Annotated in this window: 14 protein-coding genes; 9 read left to right on the top strand and 5 right to left on the bottom strand. The window is 69.6% G+C overall.

What is annotated here, in order from left to right:
• Positions 1-4: 4 nt before the first annotated feature.
• Both ACTFTM_RS08685 and ACTFTM_RS08690 read right to left on the bottom strand, forming a co-directional pair.
• Positions 5-1,612: a cellulase family glycosylhydrolase gene (locus ACTFTM_RS08685; RefSeq protein ID WP_449565302.1), complete on the bottom strand. Its 1,608-nt coding sequence runs from the start codon at positions 1,610-1,612 to the stop codon at positions 5-7.
• 1,254 nt (positions 1,613-2,866) lie between these two features.
• Entirely contained in the window at positions 2,867-4,075 is a 1,209-nt protein-coding gene (locus tag ACTFTM_RS08690; RefSeq protein ID WP_449565303.1) for a DUF349 domain-containing protein, read from the bottom strand.
• Between the two features lie 201 nt (positions 4,076-4,276).
• Between ACTFTM_RS08690 and ACTFTM_RS08695 the strand changes: the two genes are divergently transcribed.
• Genes ACTFTM_RS08695 through dapF form a run of 3 tightly spaced genes read left to right on the top strand, consistent with a single transcriptional unit; the run spans position 4,277 to position 6,889 of the window.
• A complete protein-coding gene (locus ACTFTM_RS08695; RefSeq protein WP_449565304.1) occupies positions 4,277-5,143 on the top strand; it encodes a hypothetical protein in 867 nt (288 codons plus the stop codon).
• Entirely contained in the window at positions 5,140-6,045 is a 906-nt protein-coding gene (miaA, locus tag ACTFTM_RS08700; RefSeq protein WP_449565305.1) for a tRNA (adenosine(37)-N6)-dimethylallyltransferase MiaA, read from the top strand. The genes ACTFTM_RS08695 and miaA overlap by 4 nt, the downstream gene beginning before the upstream one ends.
• Positions 6,046-6,052: 7 nt before the next feature.
• A complete protein-coding gene (gene dapF / locus ACTFTM_RS08705) occupies positions 6,053-6,889 on the top strand; it encodes a diaminopimelate epimerase (RefSeq protein ID WP_449565306.1) in 837 nt (278 codons plus the stop codon).
• Between the two features lie 169 nt (positions 6,890-7,058).
• On the opposite strand, the gene ACTFTM_RS08710 is transcribed toward dapF, so the two are convergent.
• Complete coding sequence (locus ACTFTM_RS08710) at positions 7,059-8,525, bottom strand: malic enzyme-like NAD(P)-binding protein (protein ID WP_449565307.1); 1,467 nt, start codon at positions 8,523-8,525, stop codon at positions 7,059-7,061.
• Positions 8,526-8,709: 184 nt separating this feature from the next.
• Here ACTFTM_RS08710 and hflX point away from each other — a divergent pair, with 184 nt between their 5' ends.
• Positions 8,710-10,164 (top strand): GTPase HflX, encoded by a 1,455-nt coding sequence (gene hflX / locus ACTFTM_RS08715; RefSeq protein ID WP_449565308.1) that lies wholly within the window; start codon positions 8,710-8,712, stop codon positions 10,162-10,164.
• A gap of 50 nt (positions 10,165-10,214) precedes the next feature.
• Positions 10,215-11,948: a hypothetical protein gene (locus ACTFTM_RS08720; RefSeq protein WP_449565309.1), complete on the top strand. Its 1,734-nt coding sequence runs from the start codon at positions 10,215-10,217 to the stop codon at positions 11,946-11,948.
• A 119-nt stretch (positions 11,949-12,067) separates the two neighbouring features.
• Here the strand turns inward: ACTFTM_RS08720 and lexA are convergent, their stop codons facing one another.
• On the bottom strand, positions 12,068-12,853 hold the full coding sequence (gene lexA / locus ACTFTM_RS08725; protein WP_449565310.1) for a transcriptional repressor LexA: 786 nt from the start codon (positions 12,851-12,853) through the stop codon (positions 12,068-12,070).
• Positions 12,854-13,370: 517 nt separating this feature from the next.
• Between lexA and nrdR the strand changes: the two genes are divergently transcribed.
• Positions 13,371-13,871, top strand: a complete 501-nt coding sequence (nrdR, locus tag ACTFTM_RS08730) for a transcriptional regulator NrdR (RefSeq protein WP_449565311.1) — start codon at positions 13,371-13,373, stop codon at positions 13,869-13,871.
• 35 nt (positions 13,872-13,906) lie between these two features.
• The gene (locus ACTFTM_RS08735) at positions 13,907-16,813 is read left to right on the top strand and encodes a vitamin B12-dependent ribonucleotide reductase (RefSeq protein WP_449565312.1); all 2,907 of its coding nucleotides are present in this window, start codon (positions 13,907-13,909) and stop codon (positions 16,811-16,813) included.
• A gap of 187 nt (positions 16,814-17,000) precedes the next feature.
• Here ACTFTM_RS08735 and ACTFTM_RS08740 read toward each other — a convergent pair whose 3' ends face one another.
• A complete protein-coding gene (locus tag ACTFTM_RS08740) occupies positions 17,001-17,498 on the bottom strand; it encodes an SLATT domain-containing protein (protein ID WP_449565313.1) in 498 nt (165 codons plus the stop codon).
• 95 nt (positions 17,499-17,593) lie between these two features.
• On the opposite strand from ACTFTM_RS08740, the gene ACTFTM_RS08745 reads away from it, so the two are divergent.
• Positions 17,594-18,757, top strand: a complete 1,164-nt coding sequence (locus tag ACTFTM_RS08745) for a nucleotidyltransferase domain-containing protein (RefSeq protein WP_449565314.1) — start codon at positions 17,594-17,596, stop codon at positions 18,755-18,757.
• A gap of 1,211 nt (positions 18,758-19,968) precedes the next feature.
• Entirely contained in the window at positions 19,969-20,556 is a 588-nt protein-coding gene (locus ACTFTM_RS08750; RefSeq protein WP_449565315.1) for a hypothetical protein, read from the top strand.
• Positions 20,557-21,041 lie beyond the last annotated feature (485 nt).

A 21,041-nucleotide genomic window follows, 5' to 3' on the forward strand; every position in this document is an offset into this window, starting at 1 on the left:
TTGCTCAACAGCTCGCGCTGTTGAGCTTCACGGTCGCCGGGGCGCTGGCCGTACCGTTGGCGGTGAAGCCCACGGTGACCGAGGCGCCCGCCGCCAGAGACGGCGCGTGGCTGGGCGCGGCGGCCGTGACCGTCGTACCGGACTGGGTGACGGTGGCGTTCCACCCGCTGCCCAGCGTCACGCCGGACGGCCAGTTCCAGGTGACCGACCACGGATTCACCGCGGCAGTGCCGGTGTTCTTCACGGTCAGCTCACCCTGGAAGCCGCCCTGCCAGGCGTTGACCTGCCGGTAGGTGGCCGTGCAGGCGCCGGGCGGCGCGCTCGTCGGCCCGCCGGTGGGGCCACCGGTCGGCCCGCCCGTGGGACCTCCGGTGGGTCCGCCGCCGCTCGGCGCGATCAGGTACGGCTGCAGGATCGCCTGCTTGGTGGTGTTGACGTTGGTCCAGTCGTCCAACGCGATGCCGCCGGTGTCACCCGAGTTCGGGTTCCACGACCAGTAGGTGAACGACATCCCGGTCACGCCGGTGCCGGTGTACGCCATCAACTTCTCCAGCCACACCCGGTCCTTCGGGTCGGCCAGGGTGCTGCCGAACTCGCCCATCATGATCGGGGCGATGTTCTGCTTGTAGAGGTAACCCCAGTACTTGTCCCAGATGGCCGGCAGGTTCGCCGGGTAGTCCGGAGCGTCGAACCAGGTCTGCCGGTACACCGACGTCGCGTACTCGTGCGGCGAGTAGACCAACCGGTTCGGCACGTTCAGCCGTACCGGGAACTGGCCGGCCTTCGACAGGTTACCGCCCCACCAGCCGCAGTCCTCGTCGTTGCTCGGGTCGTTGTCCCACACGTTCGAGAGGCCACCACTCGGGCAGCTCACACCCTCCACGAAGATCAACCAGTTGGGCTGGACACCGAGGATGGCGTTGCCGGCCCGCTCGGCGGCGAGCCGCCAGTCCCGCGTCGTGTCACCGCAACCCCAGCACGCGCCGGTGGCCGCCGGGTTGGTGCCCTCCGCGTGCGGCTCGTTGTGCAGGTCCGCGCCGATCACCGTCGGATTGCCCGCGTACCGCTGGGCGAGCATCTTCCAGTCGTTGATCCAGGTAGCCTCGGAGACCGTCGACGTGTACCACAGCGGCGACTGCCCGGCCGACGTCGGCCGGTGCCGGTCCAGGATGATCCGCATCCCCTTGCTGCCGGCGTAGGCGATCACCTTGTCCAGGATCTGCAACGGCGACAGCCCGACCAGATCCGGGTTCACGAAGTCGTTGATCCCGGTGGCGGTCGCACCGGCCTTGATCGAGTCGTTCGAGTACGGCACCCGCAGCGTGTTGTAGCCCAGCCGGGCCATCGTGTCGAGCTGCCCCCGCCACGGATTGCTCGACCAGAGCCCGTGGAAGGTCTTGTTGTCGGTCTCCATGCCGAACCAGTTGATGCCGGTCAACCGGACCGTGGCCCCGGTGCTGTCCACGATCTGGTTACCGTTCGTGTGCAGATAGCCGGTGCCGGTACCCGCTGCGGAAGCCGGGGTGGTGCTGACGGCGGCGGCGAGGAACACGCCGGTCGCGGCGGTGGCGAGCGCGGTCAGCGCGCCGCCGAGAGCTTTCATACGGAACATTCGAGCTCCACTTCGGATGCACGACGCCGTCCAACGACGACGCCGGCAGGTGGCCGTGCGCACATCACGGCCCCTTGGGGGTACGCGGACAGTGCGCGACGGCCCATGTCACGCGGACGGGAAACTCGCGGCAGCTCACCGGCCGATCCTCGACGGCGATGCTCGCCGTCGGCGCCCTCGGCCCGGTGGCCCTACCTGACTCCGTCGCCCATTCTCATCAGCCCACCTCGATGCGTCAACTGCCCGCGCTCCGCCCAACCGATCCCGCCCCACCCCACGCGGCGGCACCCTCAGTCCGCTTCATCTCACGCGGCCGTACCTCGGGCCGTTGCGTCGCCATGCGGCCGTACCTCGGGCCGTTGCGTCGCCATGCGGCCGTACCTCGGGCCGTTGCGTCGCCATGCGGCCGTACCTCGGGCCGTTGCGCCGCCATGCGGCCGTACCTCGGGCCGCTGCGTCGCCATGCGGCCGTACCTCGGGCCGCTGTGCCGCCATGCGGCCGCACCTCACGCCACTGCGCCTCACGCGCCCGCACCTCGGGCCGTTGTGCCGCCATGCGGCCGTACCTCGGGCCGTTGTGCCGCCATGCGGCCGTACCTCGGGCCGTTGCGCCGCCATGCGCCCGCACCTCACGCCACTGCGCCTCACGCGCCCGCACCTCAGGCCGCTGCACCCCATGCGGCCGCGCGCAGGCCGCCGCATCCCCATGCGGCCGTACCCGATCCCGCCCACCCCAGGCGGCAACACTCGATCCCGCCGAACCCCGCACGGCCGCGTCCGCACCACCCGCCTCGCGCTGCATCGCCCCACGCTGTCCCGCCCCACAGCGCGCGTCGCCTCGCGTGGCGCGTGCACAAGATCGCGCTCAATCCTGGATCTAGTGGTGTCGCAGGCGCTCGATGGCCACTGAATCCATGATCGAGCGCGATCTTGACAGGCGCAGGGCGCAGGTGCATGTGCCCTCGCCCGCCATTCGGCCCCTCGCCCCATCACGTCGGCAAGATCCGCACAACATCAGGGATGTTGCTGCCTCCAGCGCGCTTGAAGCAGCAACATCCCTGATGTTGTGAGGATCTTGGCGGGCGTGCGTGCGGGCGTGCGTGCGGGCGGGCGGGCGTGCGTGCGGGCGGGTGTGCGGCTGTGTGAGCGTGCGGCCGGCTTGCACGTGGGCGGGCGTGGCGCCCGGGGCTACCCCGTGACACACGCGAGCCCCCGGTCCCTCTCGGGGACCGGGGGCTCGTCGACCGCGTCAGGTCAGCCGGCCTGCTCGGCGAGCTGGAGGAACTGCCGCTTCGAGGCGAGGGCCTGCTCCGCTTCCTTGATCCGCCGGGCGTCCCCGGCGCTCTGCGCCCGGGCCAGCCGCTCCTCGGCCTCCGCCACCTGGGCCCGCATCTGGGCGAGCAGCGGGTTGTCCTCCTTGGTGGTACGCCGCCACGCGGAGTCCATCACCTCGCGAACCTTGTCGTCGATGACGCGCAACCGGCGCTCCAGCCCGGCGGCGGCCTCGCGGGGAACCCGGCCGGCCTCGTGCCACTGGGCCTGGATCTCCCGCAGCTTGGCCTGGGCGCCCTTGGGGTCGGCGTCGATGTCCAGGGCCTCGGCCTCGGCGAGCAGGGCCTGCTTACGCTCCAGGTTGCCGCGCTGCTCGTTGTCCCGAGCGGAGAAGACCTCGCTGCGCCGGGTGAAGAAGGCGTCCTGCGCGGCCCGGAACCGTTCCCAGAGCTTCTGCTCGGCTTCCTTGGAGGCGCGGGGCGCCGCCTTCCACTGCGTCATCAGCTCCTTGAGCTGGTTGGCCGTGGCCGCCCACTCGGTGGAGTCCTTGATCTTCTCGGCCTCGGCGACCAGCTCTTCCTTGACGGTCTGCGCCTGCTTGCGCTGCGCGTCCAGGGTGGCGAAGTGGGCGCCTCGGCGGCGGGTGAAGCCGTCCCGCGCGGCCGCGAAACGCTTCCACAGCTCGCCGTCGGCCTTCTTGTCGACCCCGCGAATGGTCTTCCACTCGTCGAGGATCTCCTTGAGCCGGTCCCCGGCCGTCTTCCAGCCGGTCGACTCGGCGGCGAGCTTCTCGGCCTCCTCGACCAGGGCGGTCTTGCGGGCCAGGGCCTCACCGCGGGCGGCGTCCCGGGCGGCTCGCGCCTCGGTGGCCTTCTCCTCGGCGAGGGTTGCCAGCTTGTCCAGTCGGGCGGTCAGGGCGTCGATGTCGCCGACCACGTGGGCCTCCGGCAGCGTGGCGCGGATACGCCGGATCGTGCTCAACGAGTGCCCGGCGTCCGCCGCGCCCGAGTTGAGCCGCGCTTCGGTCAGATCCACCTCGGTGACCAGGTCGGCGAAGCGGCGTGCGAAGTGCGCGAGCCCCTCCTCCGGCGCTCCTGCCTGCCAGGATCCGACCACCCGCTCGCCCTCGGCGGTCTTGACGTAGACGGTGCCGTCCGCGTCCACCCGTCCGAAGGCAGTCCAGTCGCTCATGTGCCCATCCTCGTTCTCCCGGCGTCGAGGGAGCCGTCCCCCGTCGCCGCCACGGCGCAGCCAAGTTACTTCCGGCATTGTCACAGGTCCGACCCGGTCCGCGTCGAGCGCCTATCGCCGACCGTGACCATACGGTGTCCTAGGGCCTGATTGACCGGATCGCCGCGGAGACGCACCGGGGATTCCCGCTACGGTGAACGGGTGCCACTGGTCGCCGCCGCAGTCTGCCCGCATCCGCCCCTGCTCGTGCCCGATGTGGCCGGTGCCGCCGCCGGCGAACTGGACGATCTGCGGTCGGCCTGTGACCTCGCCGTCGGCCGGCTGCTGGCGACCGGCCCGGACACGGTGGCGCTGCTCGGCGTCGGCCCGGTGACCGGCCCGATCCGGCCCCCGGCCACCGGCTCGCTCCAACCCTGGGGCGTCGATCTGGACGTGCCCCTGGTACCCGGTCAGCCGGACCGGGGCGCCGTGCTGCCGCTGAGCCTGACCATCGGCGCGTGGCTGCTGTCCCGGCACGCCCCGCTGCCGGCAGCGTCGAACGGGCAGGGATCGAACGCGCAGGCACCGGCCGGGCAGGCATCGAACGCGCAGGCACCGGCCGGGCAGGCACCGAACGGGCAGGCACCGAACGAGCAGGCACCGGCCGGGCGGGCATCAGCCGAGCAGACACCGGCCTGGCGGGTGACCGCCATGCAGGTGGCCACCGACGCCGGGCCGGTCGAGGTGGCCGCGCTCGCCGCCGAGGTCGCCGCCGCCGGTGACCGGGTGGCGCTGCTGGTGCTCGGTGACGGGTCGGCGTGCCGGGGCCAGAAGGCCCCCGGGTACGACGACCAGCGCGCTCTCCCGTACGACAAAGGGGTCGCCACGGCCCTGGCCGAGGCGGACCTGGACGCCCTGCGCGACCTGGACCCGGGTCTCTCCGCGCAGTTGAAGGTCGCCGGCCGGGCGGCGTGGCAGGTGCTCGCCGAGGCGGCGCGCGCCAGCGGCGGCGGGTGGCGCGGCGGGTTGCTGTACGAGTCGGCGCCCTACGGTGTGGCCTACTTCGTGGCGTCCTGGGAGCGGATGTGACAGTCGTCGCGGTGGTGGGGCCGACGGCGGCGGGCAAGTCGGCGTTGAGTATCGCGCTCGCCCACGCTCTCGACGGTGAGGTGGTCAACGCCGACTCGATGCAGCTCTACCGGGGCATGGACATCGGCACCGCGAAGCTGACCACCGCCGAGCGGGAGGGCGTGCCGCACCACCTGCTGGACATCTGGGAGGTGACCGAGCCGGCCAGCGTCGCGGAGTACCAGCGGCTGGCCCGCGCGGCGGTGGACGACATTCTCGCGCGGGGGCGGGTGCCGCTGCTGGTGGGTGGCTCGGGGCTGTACGTGCGCGCGGTGCTCGAACGCTTCGAGTTCCCGGGCACCGACGCGGCGCTGCGCGAACGGCTGGAGCGCGAGTTGGCCGAGGTCGGGCCGGCGCCGCTGTACGCGCGGCTGCGTGCCGTCGACCCGGTGGCCGCCGAGGGCATCCTGCCGGGCAACGGCCGGCGGATCGTCCGGGCGTTGGAGGTGATCGAGTTGACCGGCGCGCCGTTCACCGCGTCGCTGCCGCAGCCCACCCCGTACTACCCGTCGGTGCAGCTCGGCGTCGATCTCGACACCACGCTGCTGGACGAGCGGATCGCGCTGCGGGTGGACCGGATGTGGGCCGACGGACTTGTCGACGAGACCCGCGAGCTGGTCGGCCGGGGTCTGGCCGAGGGGCGGACGGCAAGCCGGGCGCTCGGGTACCAGCAGGTGTTGCGCCTGCTCGACGGGGAACTGACCGAGGAGCAGGCGCACGACGAGACGATCCGGGCGACCCGGCGGTTCGTCCGCCGGCAGCGGTCCTGGTTCCGGCGTGACTCCCGGATCCAGTGGCTCGACTCGGCCGCGCCGGACCTGATCGAGGCCGCCGTGCATCTGGTGCCGGCCGCTGCGCGATGATGGGGTCGTGGAGTTCACCAAGGGCCACGGCACCGGCAACGATTTCGTCCTCCTGCCCGACCCGGATGGTCAGCTCGACCTGACCCCGGAGTTGGTCGCGGCGCTCTGCGACCGGCGTCGCGGTATCGGCGCGGACGGCGTCCTGCGGGTGGTCCGCGCGGCCAAGCATCCCGATGGCGCCGGCCAGGCCGGCGAGGCCGAGTGGTTCATGGACTACTGGAACGCGGACGGCTCGTTCGCCGAGATGTGCGGCAACGGCGCCCGGGTCTTCGTGCGCTACCTGCTCGACACCGGGCTCGCCACGCCCGCCGGCGCGGCGTTGCCGGTGGCCACCCGCGCCGGCGTCGTGCGCGCGCTGGTCGAGGGCGGCGCGGTCTCCGTCGAGATGCGCAGACCCCGGCTGTACGACGAGTCGAGCGCCACCCTCGGCGGTCTGACCCTGGCCGGCACGGTCGTGGACGTCGGCAACCCGCACCTGGTGTGCGTCCTGCCCAGTGGTGTGGAGTTGTCCGAGCTGGACCTGACCGTCGCGCCCGGGTTCGACCCGGCGGTGTTCCCGACCGGCGTGAACGTCGAGTTCATCGTGCCGGGTGACCCGGTCGGCGACACCGACGGGCACAGTCTCATGCGGGTGTACGAGCGCGGCAGCGCCGAGACCCTGTCCTGCGGCACCGGCGCCTGCGCGGTGGCGGCCGTGGCCCTGCGCGACGCCGGCCGGGACACGGGTGTGGTGGCGGTGGACGTCCCCGGCGGCCGCCTCACAGTGACGGTCACCAGGGATTCCTGCTGGCTCTCCGGCCCCGCCGTCCTGGTAGCGACAGGCGAGCTAACCCTCCCCACCTAACCCGCCGCCCCTCACTCCCGCACGCGGTGATCAAGAGGTTCGCGTCAAGAATCGCGCCGATTCTGACGCAAACCTCTTGATCACCGAGGCAGTCGAGGCAGAGCCCGGGCGCGCGGGGCCGGGCGCGGAGGGGCCGGGTGGGTGGGGGAGAGGGCTGGGCGGGTGGGGTTTACGGGGTGGCGCTGGCGGTGGCGGCGATTTCCGGGAGGTCCGCCGGGCCGGGGTCGGCGGCCGGGAGCGGGCTCGGGTTGTTCGCGGCGGCGCGGACGGCCGCGGCGACCGCCGGGGCCACCCGTGAGTCGAAGACGCTCGGCACGATCACCGTCGGGTTGATCTTGTCTTCGCCGACGACGTCGGCGATGGCCTGGGCGGCCGCGAGCGCCATCTCCTCGGTGAACTCCTCGGCGTGCGCGTCCAGCATCCCGCGGAACACGCCCGGGAAGGCGAGCACGTTGTTGATCTGGTTCGGCTGGTCCGAGCGGCCGGTGGCGACCACGGCCGCGTGCTTACGCGCCTCCCGGGGGTCGACCTCCGGGTCGGGGTTGGCCAGGGCGAAGACGATCGCGTCCTTGGCCATTTGCGCGATATCGTCGCCGGTGAGCAGGTTCGGGGCGCTGACCCCGATGAACACGTCGGCGCCCCGGATCGCCCCGGGCAGGTCGCCGGAGTAGTTCTCCTTGTTGGTGTTCTCCGCCAGCCACTGCCACGCCGCGTTGAGGTCGGGCAGGCCGCGGTGCAGGGCGCCCTGACGGTCGTACGCGATGATGTCGCCGACGCCCTGACGCAGCAGCAGCTTCATGATCGCGGTGCCGGCCGCGCCGGCGCCGGAGACGACGACCCGGACGTCCGGGAGTCGCTTGCCCACGACGCGCAGCGCGTTGGTGAGCGCGGCCAGCACGCAGATCGCGGTGCCGTGCTGGTCGTCGTGGAAGACCGGGATGTCCAGCGCCTCGCGCAGCCGGGCTTCGATCTCGAAGCAGCGCGGCGCGGCGATGTCCTCCAGGTTGATCCCGCCGTACGCGGGCGCGATCGCCTTGACGATCTGCACGATCTCGTCGGTGTCCTGGGTGTCCAGCACCACCGGCCACGCGTCGACCCCGCCGAAGCGCTTGAACAGCGCCGCCTTGCCCTCCATCACCGGCAGAGAGGCGGCGGGGCCCAGGTTGCCCAGGCCGAGCACGGCCGAGCCGTCGCTGACGACCGCGACGGTGTTGCGCTTGATGGTCAGCCGCCGGGCGTCAGCCGGGTTCTCGGCGATCGCCATGCAGACCCGGGCCACCCCCGGGGTGTACGCGCGGGACAGCTCGTCACGGTTGCGCAGCGCGACCTTCGAGGTCACCTCGATCTTGCCGCCGAGGTGCAGGAGGAACGTCCGGTCCGACACCTTGCGCACGTCCACGCCGTCCAGCGACCGGAGCGCGTCGACCACCTGGTCGGCGTGCTTGGCGTCGGCCGTGTCGCAGGTCAGGTCGACGATCACGTGGGTCGGGTCCGAGTCCACCACGTCCAGCGCCGTGACGATCGCCCCGGCCTCGCCGACGGAGGTGGTGAGCCGGCCGATCGAGGAGGCGTCCGCGGTCACGGCGATCCGGATGGTGATCGAAAATCCGGCGCTCGGCAGTCGGGTGATGGCCACGGGATCCCTCCGTCACGGCTGTGCGGCCGGTCGGCCGCCGCCCAGCATTTCTACCGGGTTGTGGAGGTCGACCGGCATTCGCCCCCACTTTTGGCGACCTCCAGCACGGGCATATAGCAGGTGCGCTGGGCGTTGTGACATGTCAGGATTACGTTCTACTTATCAAAACGGACAGGAGAACCGCTTGCGAGACCAGGAGAACTTCGTCCCCGTGGAGGACGAGTTCGACGACGTCACCACCGGCGAGCTGGACCTGTCGGAGCGGCAGTCTCTCCGGCGCGTCCCAGGCCTCTCCACCGAGCTCAGCGACGTCACCGAGGTGGAGTACCGCCAGCTTCGGCTGGAGCGGGTCGTCCTGGTGGGCGTCTGGACCGAGGGCACGGTGACCGACGCGGAGAACTCCCTGACCGAGCTGGCCGCGCTCGCCGAGACGGCGGGCTCGCAGGTGCTCGAAGGGTTGATCCAGCGTCGTACGCGACCCGACCCCGCCACCTACATCGGTCGCGGCAAGGTCGACGACCTCGGCGCGGTGGTGCTCTCCACCGGCGCCGACACGGTCATCTGTGACGGCGAGTTGTCCCCGTCGCAGTTGCGCAACCTGGAGCAGCGCACCAAGGTCAAGGTCGTCGACCGCACGGCGCTGATCCTCGACATCTTCGCCCAGCACGCCAAGAGCAAGGAAGGTAAGGCGCAGGTCGAGCTGGCGCAGCTCGAATACCTGCTGCCCCGGCTGCGCGGTTGGGGTGAGACGCTGTCCCGCCAGACCGGTGGTTCCGGTCGCGGTGGCGGCGCCGGCGGCGGTGTGGGCGTCCGTGGTCCCGGTGAGACGAAGCTGGAGACCGACCGGCGACGCATCCGCCACCGCATCTCCCGGCTACGCCGCGAGATCAAGAGCATGAAGACGGTACGCGTCACCAAGCGCGCCCGGCGTACCCGCAACTCGGTGCCCGCCGTGGCCATCGCCGGCTACACCAACGCCGGCAAGTCCAGCCTGCTCAACCGGCTCACCGGCGCGGGCGTGCTGGTGGAGAACGCGCTCTTCGCCACGCTGGACCCGACGACCCGCAAGGCCACCGCCTCGGACGGGCGGCTCTACACGCTCTCCGACACGGTCGGCTTCGTCCGGCACCTGCCGCACCAGATCGTCGAGGCGTTCCGCTCGACGCTGGAGGAGGTCGCGGAGGCCGATCTGGTGGTGCACGTCGTCGACGGCACCCACCCGGATCCCGAGGAGCAGGTGCGGGCGGTGCACGAGGTGCTCGCCGAGGTGGGCGCGGACCGGCTCCCCGAGCTGCTGGTGGTCAACAAGACCGACGCCGCCGACGAGGACACGCTGCTGCGGCTCAAGCGCCTCTGGCCGGACGCGATCTTCGTCTCGGCGCACTCCGGTCGTGGCGTCGACGGTCTGCGGGCGGCGATCGAGGAGCGGCTCCCGCAGCCCGCCGTGGAGGTGCGGGCCGTCCTGCCGTACGACCGTGGCGACCTCGTGTCCCGGGTGCACCGTTCGGGCGAGGTGCTCAGCACGTCGCACCTGGCGGAGGGCACTCTGCTGCACGTCCGGGTCAGCGCGGCGCTCGCCGCCGAGCTGGCGCCGTACGATGTCGCGCGCCAGGGCGAGGCGGTCGGTAGCCGACCCTGAGCGGCCCCGGCGTCATCCATCGGAAACGCGCGGCATGCGACACTGGCCGAATGCGCCGCGTTGTTTCCTCGGTCACGGTTGCCCTCGGCCTGTTCGGGGCAACCGTGGCGCTGGCCGGAGTCGCCGTAGCCGCTCCGGCTCCCGTGTCGTCCCAGCCGCTCGCCGCCGCCCCGGGCAAGAAGCGCTGCACGGTCACCGACGAGCGTCTGCGGGAGCTGTCCGGCCTGGTGGCGACCAAGAGCGGTTACATCGTCATCAACGACGGCACCGAGGTCGACGCGCGTAAGCGGATCTTCTTCCTCGACAGCAAGTGCAAGGCCGTCAAGGAGCCGGTCCGCTACTCGGGCTCAGGGCCGCTCGACACCGAGGATCTCGCGGTCTCGCCGAAGGGCGACACCCTGTGGATCGGTGACATCGGCGACAACGCCACCAGCAAGGAGCGCCGGACGCGGATCGCGGTCTGGACGATGCCGATCGCCGGTAACAAGCAGCCGGTGCTGCACCGGCTCTCCTACCCGGACGGCAAGCCCCGTGACGCGGAGGCGCTGCTGGTGGGGGCCGACGGCCTGCCACTGATCATCACCAAGGTGGCGAACGGCAACTCGGAGATCTTCACCCCGACGGCGAAGCTGAAGAGCGGCGACACCCCGCCGGTGCCGATGAAGAAGGTCGGCGAGATCAAGCTGCCGAAGACCACCACCGAGAACCCGCTGAGCGTCTATGGACGACTGGCGATCACCGGCGCTGCCCGGTCGCCGGACGGCAGCCGCGTCGTCGTCCGCACCTACGCGGACGCCTTCGAGTACGACGTCACCGGTGGCAACATCGTCGGTGCCCTCACCACCGGCAAGCCACGGGTGACGCCGTTGGCCGACCCGTTCGGCGAGGCCATCTCGTACACCCCGGACGGCAAGTCCTTCGTCACGGTTTCCGACGCCGGTCAGCTCACCGCCGACGATCCGATCGACATCCTGAGCTACACGCCGTCCACCAGCGCGGCGGAGCCGTTGGCGGCGACCGCGGGCGACAAGCCGGCGGCCAAGAGCTCCTGGACGGACGGGCTCAGCTTCACCGACATCACCTATCTCGTGGGCGCGGTCGGCGTACTCGGTCTGCTGCTCGTCGGCGCCGGCATCGTCGGCATCGTGCGGGCCCGCCGTCGGCCGCCCGCCGACGACGATTCGGCCGATGACGCCGGCGACCGCAAGGGCACGCCCGGCGTCGACCGTGTTCCGCCGGGCGGCCGGCCCAGCGCCGGCGTGTACGGCGGCGGGGCGGCCGGCGGCGGGGTCTACGGCGGCGGCGGCCGGGGTGGTCCCGCTCCTGCCGGCGGCGGCGTCTACGGCGGGGGAGGCGCCCGCCCTGGCGGCGGGGGTGGACGTCCGGCCGGTGCCGGGGGTGGACGGCCGGCGGGTCCGGCAGGAGACGGTTACGGCGGTGCCCGGCCCGGTGGGCGCGACGGCGGTGCTCCGGCCGGCGGAGGTGTGTACGGCGGTGGCCGCGCAGGCGGTTCCGGTGGGGGCCGGGCCGGTGGCGGCGGTGGCCGACCGGGCGGCGGCGTGTACGGCGGCGGTGGACAGCCTGGCGGCGGCCAACCGGGGGCTGGTCGGGCCGGAGGTGGTCGGGCCGGAGGTGGTCGGGCCGAGCCGCCGCGGCGCGGTGGCCAGGAGCCGGATTACCGGGCTCAGCGGCCCGGTCGTCGGCGTGAGGACGACGCGCCCGTCGACCCGTACGGGGGGCAGTATCCCGGCGGCGGTCGTGGCCCTCGCGGCGACCGCTACTGACGCGTCCCGGCATCACCTGGGCCTGACCGCGACGGGCCCTGCCCCAGCTAGTTCGGTCAGCCCAGCGTGAACCGTCGAGCGACGCGGGTGAGCGCCGACGGCACCCACCCGCGTGTCGGTCAGATCCGGCGGAGTACGGCCACGACCCGGCCCATGATGGTGGCGTCGTCACCGGGGATCGGGTCGAAGGCGGGGTTCTGCGGCATCAGCCACACGTGCCCGTCGCGACGGCGGTAGGTCTTGACGGTCGCCTCGCCGTCGAGCATGGCGGCCACGATCTCGCCGGAGTCGGCGGTCGGCTGCTGCCGGACGACGACCCAGTCGCCGTCGCAGATCGCCGCGTCGAGCATCGAGTCGCCCTTGACCTGGAGCATGAACACCTCGCCCTCGCCCACCAGTTCGCGGGGGAGGGGGAAGATGTCCTCCACGGCCTGCTCGGCGAGGATCGGTCCACCGGCGGCGATCCGGCCGAGCATCGGCACGTACGCCGGGGTGGGCCGTTGGGCGCGTGACACCTCGTCGTCGATGGCCTCGCTGGGCGCGCGGACGTCCACGGCGCGCGGCCGGTTGGGGTCGCGCCGCAGGAAGCCCTTCTTCTCCAGCTCCTTGAGCTGGTAGGCGACGCTCGACGGTGACACGAGGCCGACCGCCTCGCCGATCTCCCGGACGCTCGGCGGGTAGCCGTGCCGCTCCACCCAGGTGCGGATGAACTCCAGGATGCGGCGCTGGCGGGCGGTCAGGTCGACCGTCGCCGGGTCGGGGAAGGCGCTGACCACCGGGGTGACCGGGCGCACGGCGGGCTGACCCGTCCGGCTGCGCGCGGCGGTGCGGCGTCGGGTGGCCGGCGGGCCCGCCTCGGTAATCTGCTGCGGGCTCTTCGGCCGGCTGGCCCGGTCCTCGGTCACGTCCGTCCTCCCTGGTCGGCGCTGGGTGCCTCGTCGGCTCGTGGTGCGTGCGGTTGTTCCTGACCGTATAGGTGAGATCGGTCATTTTCAAACATCTGTACGACCTCTCACCGGCGTGTCGGGGTGAAAAACCCCTCGGGTAGTACGGATGTTCTGATAAATGGTATGTCGGATAGCACGCGTGTTCGATTGTCGGACCTGTCCGGTCTCCACGGGCCCTTCCGCCGGTGACCCGGGCGGGGTGTCCGCGTTGGTTCCGCAGGGGGCGAATGACGCCGAGGGTCCGTGACGCGCCGGACACGCCGGTCAACTTGACCCGGGTTCGTTGGCGACATACGGTCGACCCCTAGATGTAGTAGTGACACGGGCGTAAGTTGCCCACAGGTTGGGTTCGACTACCGACCGCACTCCCGTAGGGTCGATCACGGCGGGCGCTATGAGCGCATGGCACCGTCGCGGCGGCCCATGCCCGGGTGTGTCCGGTAGGACGCGATTGATCATGATTAGGGGGTCCGCGATGCGGTGTCCGTACTGCCGGCACGCCGACTCCCGCGTGGTCGACTCGCGGGAGGCCGACGACGGCCAGCTCATCCGACGGCGACGCTCCTGCCCGGAGTGCGGCAAGCGGTTCACCACGGTCGAGGAGGCGGTCCTCGCGGTCGTCAAGCGCAGCGGGGTGACCGAGCCGTTCAGCCGAACGAAGATCATCGGCGGGGTGCGCAAGGCGTGCCAGGGCCGGCCGGTGGACGACGACTCCCTCGCGCTGCTCGCGCAGCGGGTGGAGGAGACCGTCCGGGCCAAGGGGGCCGCCGAGATCCCCAGTCACGAGGTGGGCCTGGCGATCCTGGGTCCGCTGCGCGACCTGGACGAGATCGCCTACCTGCGGTTCGCCAGCGTGTACCGCTCCTTCGACTCGCTCGCCGACTTCGAGCGCGAGATCGAGACGTTGCGGGCCGCGGCGCGGGCCCGGGAGCAGGACCGGGCCGGTGCGGTCGACGCCGCCGGCCGTACCAACTGAGACTTCACTGTTTTTCCGAGAGATCAGGACGCGCGGTGGGTGACCGCGCAGACGAGGGGGGCGACGGCGTGACAACGAGCCGTTCACGGAACAAGGCAGGCGCGGGGCTGAAGATCGAGCGGGTGTGGACGACGGAGGGGGTCCACCCGTACGACGAGGTCTCGTGGGAGCGCCGGGACGTCGTGATGACGAACTGGCGGGACGGCTCGATCAACTTCGAGCAGCGGGGCGTGGAGTTCCCGGAGTCGTGGAGTGTCAACGCGGCGAACATCGTCACCACCAAGTACTTCCGGGGCGCGGTGGGGACCCCGGAGCGGGAGTGGTCGCTCAAGCAGCTCATCGACCGGGTGGTCAGCACCTACCGCACCGCCGGCGAGGAGTACGGCTACTTCGCCAGCCCGGCCGACGCCGAGGTCTTCGCCCACGAGCTGACCTGGATGCTGCTGCACCAGGTGTTCAGCTTCAACTCGCCGGTCTGGTTCAACGTCGGCACGCCGTCGCCGCAGCAGGTCAGCGCCTGCTTCATCCTGGCCGTCGACGACTCGATGGACTCCATCCTCGACTGGTACAAGGAGGAGGGGCGGATCTTCCAGGGCGGTTCGGGGGCCGGAGTCAACCTCTCCCGGATCCGTTCCTCGAAGGAGCTGCTCTCCTCCGGCGGCACCGCCTCCGGCCCGGTCAGCTTCATGCGCGGCGCGGACGCCTCCGCCGGCACCATCAAGTCCGGTGGCGCCACCCGGCGCGCCGCCAAGATGGTCATCCTCGACGTGGACCACCCGGACATCGAGGAGTTCGTGGCGACCAAGGCGCGCGAGGAGGACAAGATCCGCGCGCTGCGCGACGCCGGGTTCGACATGGACCTCGGTGGGTCCGACATCGTCAGCGTGCAGTACCAGAACGCCAACAACTCGGTCCGCGTCTCCGACGAGTTCATGACGGCGGTGGAGAACGGCAAGGGCTTCGACCTGCGCGGCCGGCTGGACGGCTCGGTGATCGACACCGTGGACGCCAAGAAGCTGTTCCGCACCATCTCGCAGGCCGCCTGGGAGTGCGCGGACCCGGGCCTCCAGTACGACGACACGATCAACGACTGGCACACCTGCCCGGAGACCGGGCGGATCACCGCGTCGAACCCGTGCTCGGAGTACCTGCACCTGGACAACTCCTCGTGCAACCTGGCCTCGCTCAACCTCATGAAGTTCCTCCGCGCCGACGGTGGCTTCGAGGTGGAGAAGTTCGTCAAGTCCGTCGAGTTCGTCATCACCGCGATGGACATCTCGATCTGCTTCGCCGACTTCCCGACCGAGAAGATCGGTGAGACCACCCGCGCCTACCGGCAGCTCGGCATCGGCTACGCCAACCTGGGCGCCCTGCTGATGGCCACCGGCCTGCCGTACGACTCGGACCAGGGCCGTTCGGTCGCCGCGTCCATCACGTCGCTGATGACCGGCACCGCGTACCGCCGTTCGGCCGAGCTGGCCGGCGTCGTCGGACCGTACGACGGCTACGCCCGCAACGCCGAGCCGCACAAGCGGGTCATGCGCAAGCACGCCGCCGCCAACGACGAGATCAAGCCGACCAGCCCGGTGGCCACCGCGATCGTCCGCGAGGCGACCAAGCAGTGGACCCAGGGCAACAAGATCGGCGACAAGTTCGGTTGGCGCAACGCGCAGGCCAGCGTCCTCGCCCCGACCGGCACGATCGGCTTCATGATGGACTGCGACACGACCGGCGTGGAGCCGGACCTGGCGCTGGTCAAGTTCAAGAAGCTGGTCGGCGGCGGCTCGATGCAGATCGTCAACCAGACGGTGCCGCGCGCCCTGCGTAGCCTCGGCTACCCGGAGGAGCAGGTCGAGGCGATCGTCGAGCACATCGCCGACCACGGCCACGTGGTGGACGCCCCCGGCCTGAAGCCGGAGCACTACGCGGTGTTCGACTGCGCGATGGGCGAGCGGTCGATCGCCCCGATGGGCCACGTGCGGATGATGGCGGCGATCCAGCCGTTCGTCTCGGGCGCGATCTCCAAGACGGTCAACATGCCGGAGGCGGCCACCGTCGAGGACGTCGAGAAGATCTACTTCGAGGGCTGGAAGCTCGGCCTCAAGGCGCTGGCGATCTACCGGGACAACTGCAAGGTCGGCCAGCCGCTCTCGGTGGCCAAGAGCAACAAGGCCACCACGCCGGCCGCCGTCGAGACCGCCGCCGCCGCGCCGGCCGCGGTGGAGAAGGTCATCGAGTACCGGCCGGTGCGCAAGCGCCTGCCGAAGAAGCGCCCGTCCGAGACGGTCAGCTTCTCCGTCGGTGGCGCCGAGGGCTACCTCACCGCGTCGTCCTACCCGGACGACGGCCTCGGCGAGGTCTTCCTCAAGATGTCCAAGCAGGGCTCGACCCTGGCCGGCGTGATGGACGCCTTCTCGGTGGCCATCAGCATCGGCCTCCAGTACGGCGTGCCGCTGGAGACGTTCGTCAGCAAGTTCACCAACATGCGCTTCGAGCCGGCCGGTATGACCGACGACCCGGACGTGCGGATGGCAGCCTCGGTGATGGACTACATCTTCCGTCGCCTCGCACTGGACTTCCTGCCCTACGAGCGCCGCGCCGAGCTGGGCATCTTCACGGCCGGCGAGCGGGCCGCCCAGCTGCGGGCCGAGGCCGACGCGGAGGCTGCCGCCGTCACCGGTGCGGACCTCACCGCGATGGCGTCCTCCGCGCCGGTCGAGGCTCCCGCCAAGACCGAGGCCGTCGCCCAGCCGGCCCAGGAGATGGCCGACGTGGCCGCCGCCAAGCCGGCCCCGGGCGTGGGTTCCAGCACCGAGCTGTTGGAGGCCGTGATCGGCAAGGCCGCCGACGCGCCGCTCTGCTTCACCTGCGGTACGAAGATGCGCCCGGCTGGTAGCTGCTACGTCTGCGAGGGCTGCGGCTCCACCAGCGGCTGCAGCTGACGTACGCGAAACGCGGCGCTGCCCCGATCTCCTTCATCGGAGGTCGGGGCAGCGCCGTTTTTTCCGCGTTCCCCACGCTCCCGAGAGACGTGCCGGGGTGAATTGCCCCATCAGCGGCATTAGGGGATTCCCTGCAGGCAGAAGTGCTTCATTGGCTTTGGAACAAGACATTTGACAGGTTCGGCGGTCAACTGGACTGCCGGTGGCCAGGTCGCTCGAACGAAAAGTCGCCTCGGCTGATCCGTCTGCCGGCCCATCTGATACTGAGGTTGGGGATATGGGGAGCTGATTCGTCGATCTCCGCTTTGCTACGTGCGACCTGAGCGACCCGAGCTCGCAGTTCCTTGATCTCCTCGCCCGGCGCGTCGATGGTAAGGGCTTGCCGGATATCGACGACCAAGGCATTGAGGCGGCGCCCCGCGCTCAGGTGTCGGCTGGCCGCTTCTTCGGGTTTGAGGAAGGTGAGAAGACCTGAGAAGAGGGCGCTGACTAGCGCGAAAACGCCAGCGATGACCTGTTTGTCGGTGAAGATGGTAGCAGCGGAAACCGAGGCGGCCCCAGTTGCTATGACACCGAGGGTCAGGCGTATACCTCTTAGGAAACTTGCGCTGGCGAAGTGACCTTTCTCCGTCCATCGCACGTCATTAAGCAACTGCTCCAGCTCGCTCGCTATCGCCGCTCGCACGTCGTGTGATCCTGTTGCCATAAGAACCTCCAGGAGAAGCGATGGAGCCGCGAAACATCGAGATTTATTTGTACCAGAACTGGTAAACTACGGCGGTGACGACGACAGTGGCCCACCGTGCGGTGGGTGGCCTCGATACTCTCATCCACGACGGCCTGCGCGCCCTGGACATCACGGCGACCGAGCGTGAGCGGGTCGTGTTGCGCTACACCGAGCTCGGCGAGGCCCTCGACGAGCACTGGAGCGCCACCCGGGGCGACAATGCGATATCACCGCAGGGCTCGTTTGCTTTGGGAACGGTGGTCCGCAACGTCCATCGCAGCGACGACATCGACATTGACTGTGTCGCGCTGAAGGATGTAGCCAAGGTCTCGGTAAGCCAAGCCGAACTCAAGGCCGACGTGGGCATCGCTGCCCGCAAGTATGCGCGGAGCGCCCGCAGTGGCGGCCCCGAAATATCACAGTGTTCGCGATGCTGGACGCTCAGTTGGCCCGGCATGCACCTGGACATCCTGCCCGCGATACCGAATAGCGATGCCGGTAGCGGCAATATCTGGATTACTGACCGCGAGGTATCACGCTGGCTCCCGTCCAATCCGGGCGGCTATGCCGACTGGTTTCGAGGCCGCATGCATACCCAACTCCTCCACGAACGGGCTGTGGAAGCCAAACGCCTCGAAGTCGAGGACGTCCCCGAATGGCAGGTGCGTACGGTTTTGCAGCGTGCGGTCCAGGCGCTTAAGCGCCATCGCGACATCTACTTTTCCGACCGCCTGGACGACCGTCCTTCCTCCATCGTCATCACCACCCTTGCCGCGCACGCCTACACAGGTTTCGGAGACCTGTACGAGGTGCTGCGAAACATGCCGGGTGAGATGGCCCGGCATCTCAGCCGAATCCAGGGCAGGTGGACGCTGCCGAATCCCGTGCAGGCCGGTGAAAACTTCACCGACTCCTGGGTGTCCGACCCCGACCGCGCCGAGCACTTCTTCGAGTGGGTAGACGCGGCCGAGCGAGAATTCCGCGGTTTCGGGATGTCTAAAGGCTTGGAGCACACCATGCCCCTGCTTGAAAAAGCGTTCGGCAGCCGGTTCGCGACAGCCGCGAGTGCTTCGTTAGGGCAGTCGCTGTTCGCCGCGCGGCAGCGAGGCCATCTCTATGTGGGAAATCGGGGCACGCTGTCTGCAGCTACCGGCGGCGCTGCCGCCGGCACGTACTCTGTGAAAGACCACGGGTTCGGTGGCGGGCCGGCGCGGTGATGTGAGCCTGCCAATGCAGGCGCTGGCCCTGAGGAGCGTCGTGCCAGGCAGCAGGGCCTCGGTCACCCCTCGCCAGCTGATCTGGCGTGGGCGGGTCCGCCCTTCGCTCCAGAGTCAGACCTACGAACTCCATCTGACTGCCCAGCCTGCCAGGCCTCCGAAGGTCACCGTGACGGCACCCGCCCTACGACCCGACCGCGCCGGCCGCCTTCCCCACGTATACGACGACGGCAGCCTGTGCATATCGCAGTTCGGCGACTGGCAATCTCACCTGTTGTTCACCAAGACCTTCTTGCCCTGGTCGTGCGAATGGCTGGTCTATTACGAACTATGGCTTGCGACGAGCCTCTGGTTCGGTGACGGCCCTGATCATCTCGACCATGCGTCGCAGGCCCAGATTCTACATCCGTTCCGCGCATAGACTCGCTCGTCGACTGGCCGTCTGGGTGTGCCGCGCCGGGAGCGATAGGTAGTCTGATCGCAAGAGGCAAAGTGTGAAATCTCCGTCACGCTCCGGGGCGCAGAGGTAGCGGCATCGCCCGAACTTTGCCATGCTGCTTAGCATCAGGCTTACAGCGTTCACGTCGTAGGCAACGTATTTCCGGATGCGACCCCTGAGGCAGGATGCGAGCTGGCTTGCCGATCGCCTCTTCCTCCCAAGGCAACGAGATAAATTTTCGGAATTCGTACAAGCGGTGGTCGAGCAACGATATTCGCGACATAGACTCGATAATCGAGGCAGTGCCGTACTGCGACTACGTGCTGACCGATAAGCATGTAGCAGCGCAGCTGGCGAAGAGGGCCGTTGAGTGGAATCTAGACACCAAGATATTTGCGAGGATTCGTGATTTGATGGCTGAACTCACCAAATCCTCTGACAGGCGCCTGCTGGTAACCGTCGCCGGCACCGGCTACTGGCACATGCATGGCACGGCGACCAAGGGCCGTGACGGGGGACGCGCCAGGTCGTGCGGTGGTCGTAGACTCTCCCAGCAGCAGGTTGGGTAGGCGCTGTAATTCCGTCGCGAAAGCTACAGAGGTTCGAATCCTCTACCCGCCACCAGGCAGAACGGAAAGGACTTTGACCTGCGGAAACGCAAGTTAGGGGCCATTGTCGTCTGCGGCTCACGTTGACCATGGTTGTCCCGGATCGACCGTCGGATCGGGCACGACCCTTTGATCGACCGGCACACCGAGCACCGGAGGTGTTCATGGCTGCACAGTGGTGGGAGGTAGCTGTTCCGGTCGCTGGCGCGATTACCTCTGGCCTGCTCGGTGGTTGGCTTGGAGCGCACTGGCAGTGGCGCAACAGCGACCGGCTCCTCAGCAAGCAGTTCGGTGAGAACCAACGAGCTAGGCAAGCGGCGGCAGCGGAGGCGGCGCAAGCACGTGCAGAGCAGCTCGCCAATGATCGAGCCCTGAGGCTTAGGGACGAGCGGCGCCAGGTCTACGCGCGGTACCTGCGCCTTCTGGACAGCTACCAGAAGGCGCTCGCTAGGTACTCAACGGATAACGCCGAGGCGCAGGACTTGGACAAGGCTGAACAAGTGAGTGGGCCAGAAGGTTGGGCGGCTAGGGCTAGCGAGCTGCGAGCCACGGAGTCGGGCAAACGGGTGCTAGACCTCGCCGACCAACTCGTCGAGCAGACCTATGAGCTGATGTTCATCGCATCGTCCGAGGTTGGCTTGTTGGCGGTAAAGCTCTCCGAGAAGGCGCGCAGCGGCGGTGACGAAGCGGACGTAGCAGATCTGTGGGAAGAGTTCCTGCTCAAGGCTCGCAAAGAGATCGGGGCGGCTTGAGAGGATCTCCTCGTCGGGCAGTCGCCAGACCATCCAGCCGTCCCGGATCGGGGAGGCTGGTAACCCTTGTGGTGCCCGGCGAGGGATCCGCGGTAGATCTCCGAGGAGGGTCGGGGTGCAGGGCGGAGCCCCGAGGTCTTCAATCCTTCGCAGTCTGGCCGGCCGGCCCGGCCGACGCCGGTTGGAGGTCGCCAGCAGGCCGGGGCCGGACCGGCGCGGCCCGCTTGCCGGCCGCCTTGATCTCATAGTGGCCAATTCGGCAACACCTGAAGCTGACTGACTGAGCGGGCAAAGTGTGTCCGGTTGTGAGGTCCAGGGTCGGCGAGGGTTGGCAGGATAAGGCAGCATGTCGACTTGTGGACCGGAGACGGACGTCAGCTGTAGGGCTCCTGATCGGCGGTGCGGCGGTGGCCGTCGCCGGTGTCCTTACATGGTCGAAACCTTGGACATACATCACGTGGCCGTCATGGCCGGGCACATGGTGG

Source organism: Micromonospora sp. RB23 (assembly GCF_053585025.1).

Coding starts and splice junctions, on each gene's coding strand:
- ACTFTM_RS08685 (WP_449565302.1), bottom strand. CDS start 1,612: ATGTTCCGTATGAAAGCTCTCGGCGGCGCGCTGACCGCGCTCGCCACC.
- ACTFTM_RS08690 (WP_449565303.1), bottom strand. CDS start 4,075: ATGAGCGACTGGACTGCCTTCGGACGGGTGGACGCGGACGGCACCGTC.
- ACTFTM_RS08720 (WP_449565309.1), top strand. CDS start 10,215: ATGCGCCGCGTTGTTTCCTCGGTCACGGTTGCCCTCGGCCTGTTCGGG.
- nrdR (WP_449565311.1), top strand. CDS start 13,371: ATGCGGTGTCCGTACTGCCGGCACGCCGACTCCCGCGTGGTCGACTCG.
- ACTFTM_RS08750 (WP_449565315.1), top strand. CDS start 19,969: ATGGCTGCACAGTGGTGGGAGGTAGCTGTTCCGGTCGCTGGCGCGATT.